Annotated in this window: 10 protein-coding genes and 1 pseudogene; 7 read left to right on the top strand and 4 right to left on the bottom strand. The window is 66.6% G+C overall.

Features of this window, described 5'->3' with window-relative positions:
* Positions 1 to 520 precede the first annotated feature (520 nt).
* The 3 genes from ACTWPB_RS22255 to ACTWPB_RS22245 all read left to right on the top strand — a co-directional run bounded on the left by ACTWPB_RS22255 (position 521) and on the right by ACTWPB_RS22245 (position 15,214).
* Positions 521 to 14,071, top strand: a complete 13,551-nt coding sequence (locus tag ACTWPB_RS22255) for an amino acid adenylation domain-containing protein (RefSeq protein WP_446222507.1) — start codon at positions 521 to 523, stop codon at positions 14,069 to 14,071.
* Positions 14,068 to 14,751, top strand: a complete 684-nt coding sequence (locus ACTWPB_RS22250) for a DUF6875 domain-containing protein (protein WP_446222506.1) — start codon at positions 14,068 to 14,070, stop codon at positions 14,749 to 14,751. Before ACTWPB_RS22255 ends, ACTWPB_RS22250 begins: the two co-directional genes overlap by 4 nt.
* Before the next feature lie 64 nt (positions 14,752 to 14,815).
* A complete protein-coding gene (locus ACTWPB_RS22245) occupies positions 14,816 to 15,214 on the top strand; it encodes a low affinity iron permease family protein (protein WP_446222505.1) in 399 nt (132 codons plus the stop codon).
* Between the two features lie 34 nt (positions 15,215 to 15,248).
* Here the strand turns inward: ACTWPB_RS22245 and ACTWPB_RS22240 are convergent, their stop codons facing one another.
* Positions 15,249 to 15,614, bottom strand: coding sequence for a hypothetical protein (locus tag ACTWPB_RS22240; RefSeq protein ID WP_446222504.1), 366 nt, complete (start codon positions 15,612 to 15,614; stop codon positions 15,249 to 15,251).
* A 365-nt stretch (positions 15,615 to 15,979) separates the two neighbouring features.
* Between ACTWPB_RS22240 and ACTWPB_RS22235 the strand changes: the two genes are divergently transcribed.
* Together ACTWPB_RS22235 and ACTWPB_RS22230 are read left to right on the top strand one after the other, a co-directional pair.
* Positions 15,980 to 16,345, top strand: a complete 366-nt coding sequence (locus ACTWPB_RS22235; protein WP_446222503.1) for a VOC family protein — start codon at positions 15,980 to 15,982, stop codon at positions 16,343 to 16,345.
* 66 nt (positions 16,346 to 16,411) lie between these two features.
* Positions 16,412 to 16,822: a cupin domain-containing protein gene (locus ACTWPB_RS22230; protein ID WP_446222502.1), complete on the top strand. Its 411-nt coding sequence runs from the start codon at positions 16,412 to 16,414 to the stop codon at positions 16,820 to 16,822.
* 45 nt (positions 16,823 to 16,867) lie between these two features.
* On the opposite strand, the gene ACTWPB_RS22225 is transcribed toward ACTWPB_RS22230, so the two are convergent.
* Together ACTWPB_RS22225 and ACTWPB_RS22220 are read right to left on the bottom strand one after the other, a co-directional pair.
* On the bottom strand, positions 16,868 to 18,016 hold the full coding sequence (locus ACTWPB_RS22225) for an AI-2E family transporter (protein WP_446222501.1): 1,149 nt from the start codon (positions 18,014 to 18,016) through the stop codon (positions 16,868 to 16,870).
* 146 nt (positions 18,017 to 18,162) lie between these two features.
* Positions 18,163 to 18,327, bottom strand: a complete 165-nt coding sequence (locus ACTWPB_RS22220) for a hypothetical protein (protein WP_446222500.1) — start codon at positions 18,325 to 18,327, stop codon at positions 18,163 to 18,165.
* A 162-nt stretch (positions 18,328 to 18,489) separates the two neighbouring features.
* On the opposite strand from ACTWPB_RS22220, the gene ACTWPB_RS22215 reads away from it, so the two are divergent.
* Together ACTWPB_RS22215 and ACTWPB_RS22210 are read left to right on the top strand one after the other, a co-directional pair.
* The gene (locus ACTWPB_RS22215; protein ID WP_446222499.1) at positions 18,490 to 19,407 is read left to right on the top strand and encodes a helix-turn-helix domain-containing protein; all 918 of its coding nucleotides are present in this window, start codon (positions 18,490 to 18,492) and stop codon (positions 19,405 to 19,407) included.
* A gap of 26 nt (positions 19,408 to 19,433) precedes the next feature.
* On the top strand, positions 19,434 to 20,264 hold the full coding sequence (locus ACTWPB_RS22210) for an SAM-dependent methyltransferase (protein WP_446222498.1): 831 nt from the start codon (positions 19,434 to 19,436) through the stop codon (positions 20,262 to 20,264).
* Between the two features lie 10 nt (positions 20,265 to 20,274).
* On the opposite strand, the pseudogene ACTWPB_RS22205 reads toward ACTWPB_RS22210, so the two are convergent.
* A pseudogene (locus tag ACTWPB_RS22205) lies at positions 20,275 to 20,370 on the bottom strand (hypothetical protein); the annotation flags it as partial.
* Between the last annotated feature and the right edge of the window lie 37 nt (positions 20,371 to 20,407).

The following is a 20,407-nucleotide window of genomic DNA, read 5'->3' as shown; positions in this document are numbered from 1 at the left end:
GTCCAGCGCCTGCTCACCCGGTGGTGAATTGCGGGTCCGGCTGCGATCGCCTTCCGACAATTGCGGTGTAACAACGATCCATGGATTTCCCTGCTGAAAAGGCTCGAGATGAGATCCTGGAAGCTTCGAAGCTGTGTACCTGCCAAGAAAGGTGGTTCTCGATGTCTGATGACTCTGCTCTGCCTCAGGTTGCTTCATGGCCGAACGCTACGGCCACCGGCGAGGATCGAATGTCCGGGCACGGGGCGAGCTCGCTCGGATGACACCGAGGTTCGCCGGAGAAACCACCGGCGGATAATCCTGGTCACTAGTGCCGCGACAGCGGAATGGACGCCCATCAGCGCGTCCCGGCGGGTCCGGACCACCGAACCATCGCAGGTGATCTGATCAGGACGACACCTGATCCAGCCGGCGACGTTTCGCATGAGACGGCAAACACCGAGCTCGGGATCGTCGGTGATCGAGCTGATTCACGATGTCCCCGCCTCGATGATGAGCATCTCGACCGAAGGGGTAATTGATGAATGCATCGGCAACTCCGATTGGCAACGGTGGCGCTGCTCGTTCTCGCAGCACGCGTCCGTTCCCGTTGTCGTCCGGGCAGGCCGATATCTGGACCGCGCAACGTCTGGCTCCCGAAATCCCCTTGGCGGTGGCGCATTATGTGGAAATCCACGGCGAACTCGATATCGCGTTGCTCGACCGGGCTGCTCGCCAATGCGCGGTCGAGACGCAGAGCCCGTACCTGCGAATGGCCGGCTGTGGGGATCAGCCCGGACAGATTGTCGATCTCGATGCGCCGTTCGAGCTCGAACAGCTGGATGTGCGCGATGCCGACGATCCGCGTGCGGCCGCGCACGCGTGGATGCGGACGGACTCCTGCGCGCCCATCGACCTCGGGCGCGATCGGCTGATTCGACTTGTGCTGCTGCGCACCGGGGATACGGAGATCTTCTGGTACTGCCGCATGCACCACATCGCCATCGACGGCTACGGCGCGACCATATTGATCGTGCGCACGGCGGAGTTGTACAACGCGGCGCTGGCCGGTGTCGAACCTGGTTCGGCGAAGGCGGCCGACCTCTACGACATCTACGAGGCGGAGCTGGCATACCGCCGATCCGAGCACTTCACCGAGGATCAGCGCTACTGGCGGGACCGATTCCCGGTGCCGCCTATGCCTTTCGGTCTCAGTACGCGGACTGCCCCCGCGAGCGCGCACCGCATCGTCGAGTCGGCGGGGCTCGACGCGGTGACACGTGGCCTGTGCGATGCGGCCAAACAGCGCGACGGTGTGTCGCGCCCCGCGCTGCTGGTGGCGGCGTTGGCGGGGTATCTGGCCGGGGTCACCGGACGCGACGAGGTGCTGTTCAGCCTGCCGGTGGCGGCGCGCACCACCGAACCGCTGCGTACGTCGGCGGGTTTCGTCTCCAACGTGGTGCCGTTGCGGGTGCTCGTCGATGCCCAGGGGCCGGTGCGCGAGCTGGTGGGGCAGGTGCGCGAACAGCTGAGCGCCGCCCTGGCCCATCAGTGCTACCGGCACGAGGATATTCGGCGCGATTGGGGGTCGACGGCTGGTCGGCGCGGCTTTTACGGCCCGATGATCAACATGATGCTGTTTCCCAACGAGCTGCGGCTCGGTTCGGCGGTCGCAACGGTGCACGTCCTGTCCACCGGTCCGGTGGAAGACCTGTCCATCAATGTCTACAACGCCGCCGACGGCGGGTTGACGCTGGATTTCGAGGCCAATCCGGACCGCTACTCAGCCGATGACGTCGCGGTACACCACCGGCGTTTCCTCGGTTACCTCGCTCGGTTCCTCGCCGTGGGAACAGCCGACGCGGTCGCGACGGTGGCCATATCCGATGACGCCGAGCGGCGGCAATTACTGGAAGGCTGGCAGGGAACTGCCGTGGATCTGGTGCCGAGCACGCTGCCAGAGCTGTTCGCCGCGCAGGTTGCCCGCACGCCCGACGCGGTAGCGCTGTCATTCGACGGCAGGGGAGTGACGTATGCCGAGCTGGACGCCGGGTCCAATCGGCTCGCGCGGGTGCTCATCGACGCGGGTGCCGGACCGGAGTCGATTGTCGCGCTGGCGATACCGCGCTGCCTGGAACTCGTCGTCGGCATGTACGCGATCGTGAAGACCGGTGCCGCGTACCTGCCCGTGGATCCAGAACATCCGGCCGAACGCACCGAATACCTGTTGGCGGCCGCGAATCCGGTCTGTGTGCTGACGGTGAGCCGACATCCGGTGCAGCTACCGGCGCACTTGCGGCAGCTGGAGATAGACCACCTCGAGCGCAGCGGGGTCGGTGCCGCGGAGAGTCGTGCGAGCTCGGCACCCATCACCGACGCTGATCGGCGTCTTCGGCTGCGGCCGGATCACCCCGCCTACCTGATCTTCACCTCCGGCTCGACCGGAAAGCCCAACGGCGTCGCCGTCACCCACGCCGCGATCGACAACCGGCTGCGGTGGATGCAGGATCGCTATCGGCTCGGCGCCGACGATGTGGTGGTGCAGAAGTCCCCGGCGGGGTTCGACGTGTCGGTGTGGGAGTTCTTCTGGCCGTTGCAGGTCGGCGCGCGTCTGGTGCTGGCCGCACCGGGCGGGCATCGCGATCCGGCCTATCTGCGGACATTGTTCGCGCACGAGGGCGTCACCACGGCCCATTTCGTGCCATCGATGCTGGCGGTGTTCGTCGCCGACCGTCCGACCCGTGCGAGTGCGCTGCGGCGTGTGCTGTGCAGCGGTGAGGCGTTGCCCGCGGAGACGGTGCGGCTGTTCCGTGCGGCGTATCCGGGCGTGGAGTTGCACAATCTGTACGGCCCGACCGAGGCGGCGGTGGACGTCACATCGTGGGAATGCGAGGGCGATGCCACGGTGGTGCCGATCGGCGCGCCGGTGTGGAACACCCCGGTGTACGTGCTCGATGCCGAGCTGCGGCCGGTCCCGGTCGGAGCGGCGGGGGAACTCTACTTGGCCGGTGTGCAGCTGGCGCGCGGCTACCTGGGCCGTCCGGCGCTCACGGCGGGCCGGTTCGTGGCCAACCCCTTTGGCCCCGGCATGCGGCTCTACCGCACCGGAGACTTGGCTCGCCGGCGCGGCGACGGGAATCTGGAGTACCTGGGCCGCACCGACTTCCTGGTGAAGGTCCGCGGCCTACGGATCGAACTCGGCGAGATCGAGTCCGCTCTGGTGGCGCACGATTCGATCACCCAGGCGGTCTGCCTGGCCAGGCCGACCGCGCACGGTGGTGACGAACTGGTCGGCTATGTGGTCGCGGCCACGGGACAGACGGTCGATGTCCGTGCGGTGCGGGTGGCGCTGGGACGGACACTTCCGGAGTACATGGTTCCGCGCACCGTCGTGGTGCTCGACGCGATGCCGTTGGGACCCAACGGAAAGATCGACCGCGATGCGTTACCCGCGCCGCGGTACGAAACGCAAGCCAGCGCCCGAGCCCCCCGCACCGAGGTGGAACACCTGCTGCTGGAGGTGTTCGCCGACGTTCTCGGCCGCGCCGACGCGAAGCTCGGCATCGATGACGGCTTCTTCGACGTGGGTGGCGATTCGCTCGTCGCGGCACGGGCGGTGGCGCGGATCAATGCCGCACTGCCACACGCGGGAATCGCGCTGGGTGACCTGTTCGAGGCGCCGACTGTTGCCGACCTGGCCGCCCGGCTGGGGGTGAAGTCCACCAACGGAGATGGCCCCGGGGCGCTGTCGTTGCTCTCGTACGCCCGGGCACAGGCGCGTCCGGCGGTGTTGCCGCTGTCGTACGCGCAACAGCGGCTGTGGTTTCTCAACCGGTTCGATCGTTGCTCGGCGATGTACAACATGCCCCTGGCGATCCGGCTGACCGGTGCCCTCGAGCCGGCGGTGCTGCACGCGGCGCTCGCCGATGTGGTGCGCAGGCACGAGAGTCTGCGCACCACATTCGTCGACTCCGGGGACGCGAACCCGAGCCAGGTCATCGGCTCGGCCGCGGACGCGGCGGCGCGGCTGGTGGATGAACTGACCGCGGTCGCGGTCGCGCCGGAGGATATCGACGCACAGCTGGTGGCCGACGCGTCGACCGGCTTCGACCTGGCCGTGGAGCCACCGATCCGGGTGGCCCTCTACCGGACGCAACCGCGCGAACATGTCCTGACGGTGGTGTTGCACCACATCGCCTGCGACGGTTGGTCGTTCGAGCCGCTGGCCCGGGATCTGGTGACCGCCTTCGACGCTCGCCGGCGCGGGGTCGCGCCCGATTGGTCGCCACTTCCGGTGCATTACGCGGATTACGCGCTGTGGCAGCGGGACACGCTCGGCAGTGCGGACGAACCGGACAGCGCGATGCGGCGACAACTCGACTACTGGAGCACCACCCTCGCCGACCTACCGGAACAACTCGATCTCCCCACCGACCGTTCACGCCCGAGGGTGCCCTCGCATCGCGGCGGCACGCACGCGTTCGGCATCGATGCCGACACTCGCCGCGGGATGGCCGAGCTGGCCGCCGACAGCGGGGCGAGTGTGTTCATGGTGGCGCACGCCGCGCTGGCGATACTGCTGGCGCGGCTGAGCGTGACCACCGATGTCGTGATCGGTACACCGATCGCCGGCCGCGGCGAGGCAGCACTCGACGAGCTGGTCGGCATGTTCGTGAACACCGTGGTGCTGCGCACCGAGATCGATCCGAGCGCCGGGTTCGACACCGTGCTCGGCCAGATCCGCGACCGCGATCTGGACGCCTTCGCCAATGCCGGCATCCCGTTCGAGCGCGTGGTCGAGGAGCTCGATCCGGGGCGCTCCCCGGCACGTCATCCGCTGTTCCAGGTCATGCTGTCGTATCAGCGGACCCCCGATCTCAGCACGATCGAGCTGCCGGGTCTGCGCGCGCGGATCGCGGCGATCACCACCGGCATCACGAAATACGATCTGCAGCTGACCATCACCGAAACGTCCGGCGCGATGCGCGCGGAATTCGGCTACGCCACTGATCTTTTCGATGACGAGACGGTCGCCGGCTTTGCCCGCCGGTTCACCGCGATCCTGGCCGCGGTGATCACGACCCCCGGTTGTGCGGTCGGCGATCTGCCAGTGCTCGACGCGGTCGAGTGGGCCGACCTGTGCCCGGTCGTGTCCGGTCCGGCCGAATCGCCCGCGACATCGGCCGCGCTGTTGACCGCGGCGGTCGAGCGTGACCGCGCCGCGACGGCCGTGCGGTACCGGGGAGTCGATCTGTCCTACGGCGAACTCGACGAGCGCTCCAACCGCCTGGCGCGGGTACTGATCGCCGGGGGCGTCGGCGCCGAGCAGGTGGTTGCGGTGGCGCTGCCACGGTCCGTCGAGGCCATCACCGCGATCTGGGCCGTGGCCAAGACCGGCGCGGCCTATCTGCCGATCGACCCGAAGTACCCGGCTGCCCGGATCGAAGCGATGATCGCCGACGCGGGCGTGCGGATCGGTCTGACCGGTACCGGCCATCTGGCGGCGCTTCCCGCCGAGGTGCACTGGCTGCCGATCGACTCCTCGCACCTCGAAAAACAGTGCGCCGCGGTGTCGGCCGCCGCGGTCGCAGTCGCGGAGTTGACGGCCACCCCCCAGCTGGACCACCCGGCGTACCTGATCTACACCTCGGGATCGACGGGACGCCCGAAGGCCGTGGTGGTGACGCATCGCGGATTGGGTTGTCTGGCAATCGAACTCGCGCAGCGGTTCGGACTGGGTGCAGGCACTCGATCGCTGCACTTCTCCTCGCCCAGCTTCGACGCGTCGGTCTTCGAGTTGTTGCCTGCCTTCCTGTCGGGCGCGACGGTGATCGTCGCGCCCGACGACGTCTACGGCGGCGTCGAGCTGACCCGGCTGCTGCGCGTGGAACGGGTGGACTGCGCCTTCATCACCCCGGCGGCGCTGGCGACACTCGCCCCGGCCGGGCTCGACAACCTCGGCGTGATCGCAGTCGGTGGCGACGAGTGCGGGCCGGAACTCGTTGCCGCGTGGGCGAGTTCGAGCCGTGCCGTGTTCAACGCCTACGGACCGACCGAGACCACCGTCGCGGCGACGGTGAGCGCTGCGATGCGCGCGGGTGAGCAGGTGAGTATCGGCAGCCCGGTGCGCGGCATGCAGATGCTGGTGCTCGATAGCCGGCTGCACCCGGTTCCGGTCGGGGTACCCGGCGAGCTGTATCTGGCCGGGCCCGGGGTGGCCCGCGGGTACCACGGCCGTCCGTCGCTGAGCGCGAGCCGGTTCGTCGCCGACCCCTACGCCCTCCCCGGTGCGCAGGGTCTGCGGATGTATCGCACCGGTGACCTGGTATGCCTGGATGTGCACCGTAGGCTGCGGTTCCTCGGCCGGGTCGACGATCAGGTGCAGGTTCGCGGCTACCGCGTCGAAGTACGCGAGATCGACGCGACGCTGCTCACCCACCCATCGGTCACCTTCGCTCGCACCGTGCTCCATCGCGATGACACCGTCGGGCCCAGGCTCGTGTCCTATGTCTCGGTGACATCACCCGTAGCGTCCGCGGAACTGGTTGCGCAGGTGCGCGACTCGCTGCCCTCCTACATGGTGCCTGCCGCGGTGGTTGTCCTTGACCGCATTCCACTCACCCCGGTAGGCAAGCTGGATCGTGCGGCGCTGCCGGATCCGGTGTTCACCGACAACACCGTATTCCGGGCGCCCGCAACACCGTTCGAGCACCTGATCGCCGACGTGTTCGCCGAGGTACTCGGTGTGGAACGCGTCGGTGCCGAGGATTCGTTTTTCGCTCTCGGTGGCAACAGCCTGGTCGCGACCCGGATCGCCGCTCGCCTCGGGGCGATGCTCGGCACCGAGGTTCCGGTCCGACTGCTGTTCGAAGCGTCAACGGTCGCGGCACTGGCAGCGCGACTCGCCGAGCACACCGGAACGGGACGACTCCGTCCACCCTTGGTCGCCGGACCACGCCCGGAGTTCGTCCCCCTGGCACCCGCGCAGCAGCGCATGTGGTTCCTCAACCAATACGACACGGACTCGGCGGCCTACAACGTGGCGATCGCGGTCCGCATCCGCGGCGAGTTGAAGGTCGAGGCCCTGCGATCGGCGATCGTCGACGTGCTGCGCAGACACGAATCCCTGCGAACCCGATACCCCGAACAGGACGGTGTACTCGTCCAGCTGATCGAGCCCACGGACAAGGTAGACCTCGAGCTGACTCCGACACCGGTTCCCGCGAACCAGGTCACCACGGCGGTCACCGAGTTCAGCACGCAGCGCGTCGACGTGACAACTCAGGTGCCGGTACGCATGCGATTGTTCCGCGTCGACACCGGCGAGGCACCCGACTACCTGCTGGCGGTCGTCGTACATCACATTGCCGCGGACGGCTTTTCGATGACACCACTGGTCCGCGACATCACCACCGCCTACACCGCCCGCAGCCACGGAAAAGCCCCGTCATGGACACCGCTGCCGATCCAGTACGCGGACTACGCACTATGGCAACGAACCACCCTCGGCACACCTGAGGACCCGAGATCACTATCCGCCGAACAGATCCGCTACTGGACCGAAACCCTGGACGGCATGGCCGAAGAACTGTGCCTGCCGACCGACAGGCCGCGCCCCGCAGTGGCATCCCATCGAGGCGCCACCACGAGCTACGCGCTGGATCCGGAGCTGCTTCAGGCACTGGAAAGGGTTGCGTACCAGGGTGGTTCGTCGCTGTTCATGGTCGTCCACAGCACGCTGGCGGTGCTGTTGGCTCGATTGAGCCGCACCGGCGATATCGCGATCGGCACGCCCATCGCCGGACGTGGCGCGGCCGCGCTCGACGATGCGGTCGGCATGTTCGTCAATACGCTGGTGCTGCGCACCGAGATCGACCTCGGCGAGTCGTTCACCGACCTCCTCCATCGCGTCAAGCAGATCGACCTCGATGCCTTCGCCAACGCGGATGTCCCGTTCGAACAATTGGTGACGGAACTGGCTCCCGAGCGGTCCCGATCCCGCCACCCCCTGTTCCAGGTGATGGTGGTATTCCAGAACCTGGCTCGACCGAAACTCGAACTACCGGATCTCGACGCGTCCATCGTCGACCTTCCCGACGAAGTATCCCGTTTCGACCTGCAGATAGTGCTGTCGGACAACCATGAGAACACCGGCATGACAGCAGCTTTCACCTACGCCACCGACCTGTTCGATACCGCGACGATCGAATCGTTCCTACGCCGATGGATCCGGATACTCGAATCGGTCAGCACCGACCCGGCAACACCGGTCGGCGACATCGAAATACTGGAACCCGCCGAACGAACCGCCCTGCTACTCCACCCGGAAACACCCGCAACACCACCAGTCGTACTGGCCGATCTGCTGACCACCGCGGCCACCAAGAACCCCGACGCCACCGCCATCGTGTTCGCCGACCAGCACCTGACCTACCGAGAACTCGATCAACGATCCAACCAGCTCGCCCGCGTCCTGATCCACCTCGGCGCAGGACCGGAATCATTGGTGGCCATAGCATTACCGCGCTCCATCGACTTCGTGCTCGCGATCTGGGCGACCGCAAAATCCGGAGCGGCCTTCCTTCCCCTCGACCCGACCCACCCCACCGAACGCATCACCCACCTGCTCACCGACTCCGGTGCCACCCTCGGACTGACACTCGAGGCATACCGAAGCCGGCTTCCGGGCACAACCGGGTGGCTGATCCTCGACGACCCCGCCCACCTCGCTACGGCAGCGTCGACATCCCCCACGTCGATCACCGACGCCGAACGCGTGGCCCCACTGCGCCCACAACACCCGGCCTACCTCATCTACACCTCCGGCACCACCGGCGTGCCGAAAGGCGTGACCGTGACCCATTCCGGACTCACCGACCTCACCGCCGCGCACCGGGACGCGCTGCGCATCGAATCCGGTTCGCGCGCTGTGCATGTGGCATCGCCGGGCTTCGACGTTTCGGTGGCGGAGTTGTTGTTGGCGCTGGGTGCGACCCTGGTGATCGCACCCAGTGATATCTACGGCGGTGACGAACTCGGCGAACTGCTCGACCGCGAGCGCATCAGCCATGTACTCATCACGCCTTCGGCGTTGTCCACCATCGACCACACCCGATGGCCGCTCACGGATTTGCGGTACCTCGTGGTCGGTGGCGAGCTCATCGGCCCCGAGTTGGTCGAGCGCTGGTGCGGCGGCCGCCAGATGTTCAACGAGTACGGGGCTACCGAGGCCACCATCGTCGCGACGCTGACCGCCCCCTTGGTGGCGGGGGAGCCGGTGACGATCGGCGGCCCGATTCGCGGTGTCTCGGCGTGGGTGTTGGATCAGCGGCTCAACCCCGTCCCGGTGGGTGTGGCGGGGGAGTTGTATATCGCGGGTGCTGTGCTGGCCCGTGGTTACCATCGTCGGGCCGGTCTGACAGCAGCCCGTTTCGTCGCGTGCCCCTGGATGCCTGCCGAGCGGATGTACCGCACCGGGGACGTGGTCCGGCGCACAGCCGACGGAGCGATCCAGCATCTCGGACGGTCCGATTGCCAAGTGAAGATTCGTGGTCTGCGTATCGAACTCGGCGAGATCGATGCCACGCTCGCCGCGCACGACACCGTCGGTTTCGCCACCACCATCGGCCACCGCAACGGTTCCGGGACCGATTCGCTGGTTTCCTATGTCGTTGCCGCGCCTGGTCATTCGATCGATACCGCGGTACTGACCGAGCACGTCGGCGGTCGGTTGCCCTCCGCTATGGTTCCGTCCGCGATCATGGTCCTCGATCATGTCCCGTTGACACCGGTGGGCAAGCTGGATCGTGCGGCATTGCCGGATCCGGTGTTCACCGACAATGCCGTGTTCCGGGCACCCGCAACCTCGCTCGAGCACACGATCGCCGACTTGTTCGCCGAGGTACTCGGCGTGGAACGCGTCGGTGCCGAGGATTCGTTTTTCGCTCTCGGCGGCAACAGCCTGATCGCAACCAGGATCGCCGCCCGACTCGCAGTGATGGTGGACACCGAGGTCCCGGCGCGACTGCTGTTCGAAGCATCAACGGTCGCAGCACTGGCAGCTCGACTCGAGGGGCACGCGGGTACGGGACGACACCATCGCGCATTGGTCGCCGGACCACGCCCACACCTCGTGCCCCTTGCACCCGCACAACAGCGCATGTGGTTCCTCAACCAGTACGACACGGACTCAGGCGCCTACAACGTGCCGATCGCGATCCGGATACGCGGCGAATTGAACATCGAGGCGCTCCGATCGGCCATGGTCGACGTGCTGGGCAGGCACGAGTCCCTGCGAACCAGGTATCCCGAACACGACGGGATGCTGATCCAGCTGATCGAACCCGTCGACGCGGTAGATCTCGAGCTCACCCCGATACCGGTTCCGCGAAGCCGGTTGGCCACGACGATAACCGAGCTGGTCACTGGGGGTTTCGATGTGAGCGCACAGGTGCCGGTGCGTGCTCGATTGTTCCGCACCGACACCGGCGAGACACCCGAGTACATCCTGGCCGTCGTGGTGCACCACATTGCCGCGGACGGCTTTTCGATGACCCCACTGGCCCGCGACATCACCACCGCCTACACCGCACGCAGCCACGGAAAAGCCCCCTCGTGGACACCACTACCGGTCCAATACGCCGACTACGCACTGTGGCGCCAGACCATCCTCGGCTCGCCCGAGGATCCGGAATCACTGTCCGCCGAACAGATCCGCTACTGGACCGAAACCCTGGACGGCATGGACGAGGAACTGCGTCTGCCGACCGACAGGCCCCGGCCCGCAGTGGCATCCCATCGAGGCGCAACCATCAACCACACGCTGCATCCGGAGCTGGTGCGTGATCTGGAAAGGCTTGCACGCCACTGTAGTTCGTCGTTGTTCATGGTCTTCCACAGCACGCTGGCGGTGCTGTTGGCTCGGTTGTGTGGCGTCGGCGACATAGCGATCGGCACGCCTGTCGCCGGACGCGGCGAGGCTGCGCTCGACCATGTCGTCGGCATGTTCGTCAATACGCTGGTGCTGCGGACCGAGATCGACCTCGCCGAGTCGTTCACCGACCTGCTCGCACGTGTCGAACGGGTCGACCTGGATGCCTTTGCCAACGCCGATGTGCCATTCGAGCAACTGGTAGACGTACTGGCGCCGGAACGATCCCCGTCCCGCCACCCGCTGTTCCAGGTGATGCTGGTATTCCAGAACCTCGATCAGGTGAACGTGGAACTGCCGGGTCTCGACGTGTCGGTCGTGGCGGATCGTCCCGACGAGGTGTCCCGTTTCGATCTTCAGCTCGTACTGTCGGACAACAACGAGCACACCGGTGTGACAGCGTCTTTCACCTACGCCACGGAACTGTTCGACGCCACGACGATCGAGTCGTTCATCCACCGATGGATCCGGATACTCGAAGCGCTCACCGGCGACCCGGCATCGCCGGTCGGAGCCATCGAGATACTGGAACCGGCCGAACGAACCGAGCTGATGACCTACGCGGGAGCACCCGCGACAACGCCTGTCGTACTGGCCGATCTGCTGACCGCGGCGGCCGCCCAGAACCCCGATGCCACCGCGGTCGTGTTCGAGAGCCGACACCTGACCTACCGGGAACTCGACGAGCGATCCAACCGGCTGGCCAGGGTCATGATCGACCTCGGGGCAGGGCCGGAAGTCGTTGTCGCGGTCGCCATTCCACGGTCCGCCGACTTCGTGATCGCGATATGGGCGACAGCCAAGACCGGGGCCGCCTTCCTCACCCTCGACCCGACCCACCCCGCCGAACGCATCAGCCACACGCTCACCGACTCCGGCGCCACCATCGGACTCGCCGCGACGTTCGCGCGCGCGACACTGCCCGATGACATCACCTGGTGGACAGTGGACGATCTCGACGACCCCACACGCAACGCCGAACCGATCACCGCCGGCGAACGCACAACCCCACTACAGCCACAACACCCGGCCTACCTCATCTACACCTCGGGCTCCACCGGAACTCCCAAAGGCGTTGTCGTCACACACACCGGGATAGCCGACCTGGCCATCGAGACCAGGCAACGCTTCGGACTCACCCCGACATCTCGGGTGCTGGCCGCCGCCTCCCCGACGTTCGACGTTTCGATCCTCGAATGGCTCAGCGCGGCTGCCACCGGAGCCACACTTGTCCTCGCCCCGCCACCGATAGTCGCCGGCACCGAACTGGCGGAACTGATCGCCGCCGAATGCGTCACCCACATCGCCCTCACCCCCACAGTGCTCGCGTCGATGCGACCTGACGGACTCGACACCGTCGAGACCGTCGTCCTCGGCGGCGAGACATGCCCACCAGACCTGGCGGCGCACTGGACACCGGGCCGGACGGTGGTCAACACCTACGGGGCCACCGAGACCACGATCATGGCCTGCGCCGAGGCCCGCTCGACCACGCCCGGCCGAGAAGTCACGATCGGTGGACCGATTCGCGGCTTCCGCGCCGTGGTGCTCGACCGCCGGCTGCGCCCGGTCCCGCCCGGGGTGGTCGGGGAGCTCTACCTGTGCGGACCAGGCCTGGCCCGCGGCTACCACAAGCAGCCCGTCACCACCGCCGCCCGATTCGTCCCCGATCTGTACGGCCCGGCCGGTACCCGGATGTACCGCACCGGCGACCTGGTCACCTGGACCGCTGAACGGACACTGCGGTACAGAGGCCGCAGCGACCTCCAGCTCGCGATCCGCGGTCACCGCGTCGAACCCGGCGATATCGAAACCGCCCTGCGTAGCCATCGCGATATCGCCAACGCCGCCGTCATCGTCGACACCCGATCCCACGACACCGACCAACTCGTCGGCTACGTCGTCGCCACCCCCGGCACCACGCTCGACACGACCGCACTCACCGCCCACCTCACGGCCTGCCTACCCACCCACATGATCCCCACCACCATCCACATCCTCGAACAGATACCGGTCACCCCGAGCGGCAAACTCGACTACAAAGCCCTACCGGCACCCGACCCGCAACCCTCCCGGTTCCGGGCGCCGTCCACCGCGCTCGAGGCCACCGTCTGCGCCGCCTTCACCCAGACCCTCGACATCGAACGCGCCGGCGTCGACGACAGCTTCTTCGCCCTCGGCGGCAACTCGCTGGCCGCTACCCGATTGGTGGCGCGACTGCGGGCGTCAACTGGTTCCCACGTCGCGGTCCAGTGGATATTCACCGACCCGACACCGCAATCGCTGGCCCGGCGGATCGAAGCCGGCCTTGTCGAGCAGGACCCCGGCGAGGCCCTCTCGATCCTGCTCACGCTGCGCGCGACGGGCACCGGAGCACCACTGTTCTGCATCCACCCCGCCATCGGATTGGCGTGGGGTTTCAGCGGGCTGGTGCAGCATCTCGACCCCGAACGTCCCGTCTACGGGCTGCAATCCCCGGCACTGATCGACCCGGCCGCGCGGTTCGACACGCTCGACCAACTCGCCGCCCGCTATGTGCAGGAGATCCGGTCCGTTCAGCCGCGCGGACCCTACCACCTGCTCGGCTACTCGCTCGGCGGCACCATTGCCCACGCAATCGCCGTCCAACTCCGGTGCGCCGGAGCCCAAGTCGCGACCCTGGCCATGATGGACACCCATGTCGTCACCGCCGGGAGTGTCCGCCCGCCCACTCCCGCCCTCATGGACCTGCTCACCGAGTTCGGCGGCCTCGACGACCCGCAGACCCCCGCCGGCCTCACCATCGAGGCCGCGACCGAGCTACTGCACCGACGGGGCGGACTCTTCACCGTTCTGACGCCTGAGCATCTCGCGATCCTGCACCGCGACTACACCCGGCTCGTCGATCTCACCTGGAAACACCGACCCGCCCTCTTCGACGGTGACCTGCTCTTGTTCACCGCCATCGAACAGGAAGGCGAAGGCCCTGCCGACACCACCGCGATGCGCAACCATATTGCCGGCCACATCACCAACCACCACATTCCCACCCGGCACGAGCACATGACCGATCCCGAGGCACTACGTCAGATCGGACTGGCCATCACCGAGCACTTCCATTCCCTCCCCGCTCATCGCGGCCGACATTCCGATCTCACCTCGGCGAACAGGCGGCGATCATGAACACCGACGGAATTATCGGGACGCGCTCCGGCATGCGGCCGACCAACTTGTTCTCCACCGATCCGGCAATCCTCGGTGCCGAACATCCCCGCGCCGCCGAATTGCGCCGATGGATTCGCGAACATCTCTGCCGAACCCATCGTGACCTCGGCCGACCCGGCCCCGTATGCCCCTATATCGGCCGCACCATCGCACAACAAAACCTCTGGGTCTCATTCGTCGAAGGCCGCCACATCAGCACTCAGTGCATCACCGCGATCGTCGACGACTTGAACGACCTGTTCGAAGCCATACCGCCCCAGCGCGAACCCGACAACAAACACAAGGCCATCCTCGCGATCTTCCCCGACCTCATCGACTACGCCGACCTCGACGCTGTCCAAGATGAGCAGAAAACCCGGTTCGTCGACAAAGGACTGATGCTCGGCCAATTCTATCCGGGCTGCACCGCCGCCGGGCTGCACAATCCGAGGTTCCCCGCACTCGATGCGCCCCTGCCCAGCCTCGCCGTGCGCAACATGGTTCCCACCGACTACCCATTCCTGGATTCACGCTACGAATGGATCGATACCTACCTCGGACTCTTCGCCCCCACCATCCCCGGCTTCATCAGCAGTTCCATCGCCGCCAAGCTCGCCGAGACCCCGACCACCCGCAACAGCTCGGCGCGCCAGCACTGACGGATCGGCGGAGAGGGTCGACAGCGTCTCCGTTGTCCGAAGGGAAGGGACTAGAATTCGGGAGATGGAGCGACGCAGCGAGGCCGCACAAAGTCGTGGTGGAGGTGATCGCCGTTCGCCGTTCGACCGGTTCGTCGAGCAGGCCGAACTGCGAGTGAGTCAGGCTCCGTTCTTCTTCATCTGCGCCGGGATCGTCGTGGTGTGGTTGATCAGCCTGCCATGGTGGACGGACCTCAAAACCTGGCAAGTGGCCATCCATACCGTCGCGAGCGTTTTCACGCTGCTGTTGGTGGTGCTGCTCGAAAACGCCAGCCGCCGCGCAAGTGAGGCCTCGCAAGAGAAGCTCAATGTCATCGCCGAGGCGCTGGCCGCGCTGCTGGGCTCATCGGCGTTCGACGATCCCGAGCTTCGAACGGCTGCGGATCGGCTGCGGGATGCTGTTGGGCTCGAAGAACGGCACTGACTCAACGGGAGCCAGCGCTGTTCGGCGGTGCAGATCAGGTCGGTGACTGATCTGGCTTGGTGTCCGGGTCGACCTTGTCGGCGCGCTCCCACTCCTCGTTCAGGTCGGCTCGCGAATCGGCCGCGTCGGTGCGGTGCACGTTCGCCTGCTGGGCAAGCTGGTCGGCCTGCGCGGCTTTGGCCTCGCCTTCTGCCTTGGCCGCGCGGCTCCTGGCGGCGATCTCCTCCGCCCGCGCCTCTCGCTGACCGACCTCGAATTCCTGTTCCGCCGCGTGGTCGCGGATGCCCTTGGCCTCGGCTCTGTGGTGTTCACGCTGTGCGCGCATCAACAACCAAGCGCCGACCACGAGCACAACGACTACCACCGCGACGACGATCACGATCACACTGGTGGTGCTCATCCTTCTGCTCCTCGCACCCCCTTCTCATCCTAACGCCACTCGACCGCCTCCGAACCGAGGAATAGCCGCCACTGGAGCCTGTCCGGTCGCATCGGCAGAGCTGCCGTTGCGATGTTGGTCGAACCGTCTATCACGTATTCGTCGCCGTGGGCATCGTGCTCGCCGCCCTGACCGCACGCCACGATGTGGTGTTCGGTGCCACCGTGTCGGGGCCGCCCCCCAGATCCGCGGCATCGAGGAGATGACCGGAACGAGTCGATCAGTAGCAGCACCCTGTCGGACACGGCTACGCCGCGTCCGGAACGGGCGGCCGCCGATTTCGGTGCCACCGGAAATTGTCGGTGCTGTGGCCTAGCGTTTCGTCCATGTCCGAAACCATCACCGTCGGCGGTATCACCATCGACAGCAACGACCCCGCTGAGCTGGCCGAGTTCTGGAGTGCCGCACTCGGTTACACCGTCCTCGCCGACTCGGGGGACTACATCATGATTGCCCCGCCGGGTGTCGGTTTCGGGGAGGGGCGCTACCTCGCGTTCCAGCGCGTTCCCGAGACGAAGGGGACAAAGAACCGTGTGCATATCGATTTCCAGACCACAGCTCGCGAGGCCGAGGTCGACCGGCTGACGGTCCTGGGGGCCACGGTCCTGGGTGAACACTCGCTCCCCGGATTCGCATGGACGGTGCTGCAGGATCCGCACGGCAACGAGTTCTGTGTTGTTGCCGAAAGCTGACCAGACAGACGAGGGTGAGGCGAGCATGCGCGCGCACCACCCGCCACGGTGAAATACTGTGGCTCCATGAGCGACGACCGTCCGCAACTGGCCGCAGAATTGGATCTTCAGCCGCATCCCGAGGGCGGCTGGTTCCGTGAAACCTGGCGCAGCGCGGTGGAATTCGATCCTGTGGGCTATTCCGGTTCGCGTGCCAGCGCGACGGCGATCTACTTTCTGTTGCTGCCGGGTGAGGAGTCCGCACCGCATACGGTGACCTCCGACGAGGTCTGGATGTGGCATCGGGGTGGTCCGCTGCTGCTGAACATCGGGGGTGAGGAGATCGTCCTCGGGCCCGATGTCGAGCAGGGGCAGCGACCCCAGGCGGTGGTCCCCGGTGGGGTGAGTCAGGCTGCCCGTCCGGCGGGTGCGGAGTACGCCTTGGTAAGCTGTGTCGTCGCGCCGGGCTTCGACTTCGCCGACTTCCGGCTCGATTGACCGGTTCGGATAGTGCGCGACCCGATTCGGAGGTAGTGGGTCGGTTCAGTCGTGGGTGGGCGCGCCTGCGGTTCGCTTCCGGCGTGGTGTCGTCTGTTCGATGCGCGGATCCTCGGTCACCGCAAAGTGCTTGACGTACTCGGACAGGAACGCCTGCAGTGTCGCGGTGGCCGGGATGGCCAGTAGCGCACCGACAGCTCCGAGTAGCGCGCCGCCGGCCAGCACGGCCAGCAGTGCGATCGCGGCGTTGACATCGACGGTGCGCGCGGTGATCCGGGGCTGCAGCAGGTAGTCCTGGAACCACTGGTAAACGACCGCGAACAATAAGATCCACACCGCGTCGAGCGGATCGACCGTCAGCGCAACGAACACCGGCACGATCGCGGCGATGTAGGTGCCGATGGTCGGGATGAACGCGGAGATCACGCCGAACCACACGCCGAGGGCGATGGGGTTGGGGATGTGCAGGATCGACAGGAACACCCCGTGCGCGATCGCGGAGATGATTGCCAAGAGCACCCGCGAATACAGGTAGCCGCCGGTTTTGTCGATGGCGAGGTCCCAGGCGTGCAGGAAGGTCTGCTGACGGGCGGGTGGTAGGAGCGAACACACGGTGCGCCGAACCCGCGGGCCGCCCGCGGTGAGGTAGACGCTGAACAGTGCGATGGTCAGGATTTGGGCCAGACCACCCAAAACCGTTGTCGACACGCCCCAGGCGTTGTCGGCGGCGGTGTGGGCGTAGCCCTCGATCAGGTCGGACTCGTGCAGCAGCCGCTGACTCAGGTCGTGCACCGTGAAGTGCTGCCCGAACGTGTGATTGATCCAGTCGACGCCCTCGTTGAGCAGGCGCGGCGTCTCATGCGCCAGGTTGGTCGCCGTCTCCACCAGCAGCGTCACCAGCGCGGCGAGAAACGCCAGTACACAGGCGAAGGTGCCCACGAACACCAGGCCGGTGGCGAGCCCGCGCGGGACACCCCGTCGCACCAGCACCGCGACGGCTGGTTCCATCGCCAGGGAGACGAAGAACGCGACGAACAGCACGATCAGGAGGCCGGTCAGCCGGTGGAACGCCCAGTCGGCGAGCAGGAACAGCCCGAAGAACACCAGGGCCAGCACCATCGCCTTCGGCAGCCACTTCGGCATTCTGGTCCGTGCGGGCGCCTGCGGGGCGTTGTCCGGGGAGTCGGTGTCCACGGCTCCCAGTGTCGCCCCGGACCTGCCCATTTCCCGGCACCAACGCGGCTGTCGGTGCTCGCGGTGGCCTGACCCCAACTTCGACGTGGGATTCCCCGGTCAGGAATGTGGCGTTGTCGACGCGGTTGGGCCGCGCTCGTTCCCGGTCAGCCGAGCGATTCCAGCTCGCGTTCGATAGCTGCTGCCGCATAATGCATGCCGGTGCCGCGCAGGTGCTCGATCCTGTTGTGCACCTTGTCGATCCCATACGACCGGACCACCTCGGCGATCCCGACCCTGCCGCACGGACCGGCGACGAATCCCGCGGTCATGTCACTCATTTTCATTGCCAGCCCCCCATGCGGGAATCCCTACCGATCCCTCATGAGTCTACGGCCATGCACGTGCATCTGCACGTGCAGAGAGTTGGGCATCGGGATGTAAGAGGTTGTGGCACACTCAGGTTCGCGAACTTGTTGCCGACAGGAGTGGTCGTGAGTGAGGATGTGAGCGCTGTCGCCGGCGTCGGCGCCGGGCAGGATCCGGATGAAGATCCTGCTCTGCTGCGCCGGGTACTCGGGGTGCGTTTGCGGCGGTTGCGTGAGGCGGCCGGCATCAGCGGCGACGCCGCCGGTCGGGCGATCCGCGCCTCGCACTCGAAGATCAGCCGACTCGAAGCCGGTCGAGTCGGCTTCCGCGTCGCCGACGTCGACGATCTGCTGACCGCGTACGGCGTGCGGGATGCCGATCTGCGCGACGAATACCGGCGGCTCGTGCAGCGGGCCAATCGGACCGGACGGTGGCAGGCCGGTCCGGATCTGACGGTCGCGCGACCGGATACGTATCTGGCACTCGAGGACGCCGCCGCGATGATCCGTTGCTACGCGCCGAACTTGCTGCCCGATTTGGTGTGGACGCCGTCCTACGCGCACACGGTCTTCGCGATCGCCGACCGGCAACCGGCCACCGAGATCCAGCGCCGCATCGAAGTGCTGGCCCGGCGGCAACGACTGCTCACCCGTCCGGATCCGCCCCGTGCGTGGTTTGTCATCGAAGAAGCCGCGTTGCGCCGCCCGATCGGCGGGTCCGAGATCTGGCAGGGGCAATTGGACCATCTCGCCGAGTTGGCGGACCGTCCCAACATCACTGTGCAGGTGCTACCGGATCACATCGGCGGCCCCGCTATCAGCGGCACCCCGTTCACCATGCTGCGGTTCGCGGCGCCCGAGTTGAGCGACATCGCACACTTTCTCCACCTGTCGGGCCCTCAGTTCCTCGAGAAGCCCAGCGAGCTGGACCGATTCAATGCGGTCTGGGATCGGCTGTGCGTCTGTGCCCTTCCGCCCGAGGAGACCACACAGCTCCTCGATACGCTCCGGCCGATCCCCACCACTGTCGACCTCTCCTTGTAGCCGAAACCGATCAGAACAGAGATCCGATGCCCGACAACGCCTTCGGTGCCCAGCTGTCCACCGACGTCGATACCACCATCGCCCACGAAGCACGCGTCTACGACTACTGGCTCGGGGGCAAGGACAACTACCCCGCCGACCGTGCACTCGGCGATGTCATCGCCGAGCATGTCCCCGCCATCAAGACGATGGCGCGCGCCAACCGCGCCTTCCTCGGCCGAGCGGTCCGGCACCTGGTCGGCGAAGCGGGGATCACCCAATTCCTCGATATCGGCACCGGAATACCCACGGCCGGAAACACTCACGAGGTCGCCCAGCAGCTGGACCCCAATGCGCGGGTCGTCTACGTCGACAAGGATCCGATCGTGCTCGCCCACGCCCGAGCGTTGATGAGCAGCACCCAGCAGGGGCGCACCCGCTTCATTCACGCGGACCTGCACGACCCGCGGTCCATCCTCGACCACCCCGACCTCGCCAGCACCCTCGACCTCACCGAACCGGTCGCCATCATGCTCGTCGCGATCATGATGTATTTCCCGGACGGCGACCGCCCCCTCGACATCATCACCGAGCTGCTCGACGCCGTCCCCTCCGGCAGCTACGTCGTCATCACCCATCCCACCGCGGATTTCGCACCCGAGGCGATGGCTGGAGTCAAGGCGGCCGCGGAAGCGTCGGGCATCTCCTTTCACCCACGCAGCAACTCCGAAACCAGCGAACTGTTCACCGGCACCACCCTCATCGAGCCGGGTCTGGTCCCCGTCGCCGCCTGGCGACCCGAACTCGTCGACCGCCCCGTCGCCGTCGCCGATGCCGAAAGCGCCTGGTACTGGGCCGGTATCGGTCGCAAGGCCTGAGTTCAGGTATCGCCCCGGCGCGCTCTTGCGACCCCACCGCACCCTCGGGATACCAGGTCCACTGTGGCGCAGTTTCGGTGCCCGCCCAGTGGATCGGGCCGGTCGGCCTTGCCGCACGCGGCGCCCGTGGTCGCCCGCATGTC

This window comes from Nocardia sp. IBHARD005 (assembly GCF_052814245.1).
The sequence above is the reverse complement of the archived record's forward strand: the minus strand, read 5'-3'. Positions and strand labels throughout refer to the sequence as shown.

Bases quoted from the DNA above. Each gene is read 5' to 3' on its own strand.
- ACTWPB_RS22220 (WP_446222500.1), bottom strand. From the start codon at position 18,327: ATGACCGCGGGATTCGTCGCCGGTCCGTGCGGCAGGGTCGGGATCGCC.
- ACTWPB_RS22210 (WP_446222498.1), top strand. From the start codon at position 19,434: ATGCCCGACAACGCCTTCGGTGCCCAGCTGTCCACCGACGTCGATACC.
- ACTWPB_RS22240 (WP_446222504.1), bottom strand. From the start codon at position 15,614: ATGAGCACCACCAGTGTGATCGTGATCGTCGTCGCGGTGGTAGTCGTT.
- ACTWPB_RS22255 (WP_446222507.1), top strand. From the start codon at position 521: ATGAATGCATCGGCAACTCCGATTGGCAACGGTGGCGCTGCTCGTTCT.
- ACTWPB_RS22230 (WP_446222502.1), top strand. From the start codon at position 16,412: ATGAGCGACGACCGTCCGCAACTGGCCGCAGAATTGGATCTTCAGCCG.
- ACTWPB_RS22235 (WP_446222503.1), top strand. From the start codon at position 15,980: ATGTCCGAAACCATCACCGTCGGCGGTATCACCATCGACAGCAACGAC.
- ACTWPB_RS22250 (WP_446222506.1), top strand. From the start codon at position 14,068: ATGAACACCGACGGAATTATCGGGACGCGCTCCGGCATGCGGCCGACC.
- ACTWPB_RS22245 (WP_446222505.1), top strand. From the start codon at position 14,816: ATGGAGCGACGCAGCGAGGCCGCACAAAGTCGTGGTGGAGGTGATCGC.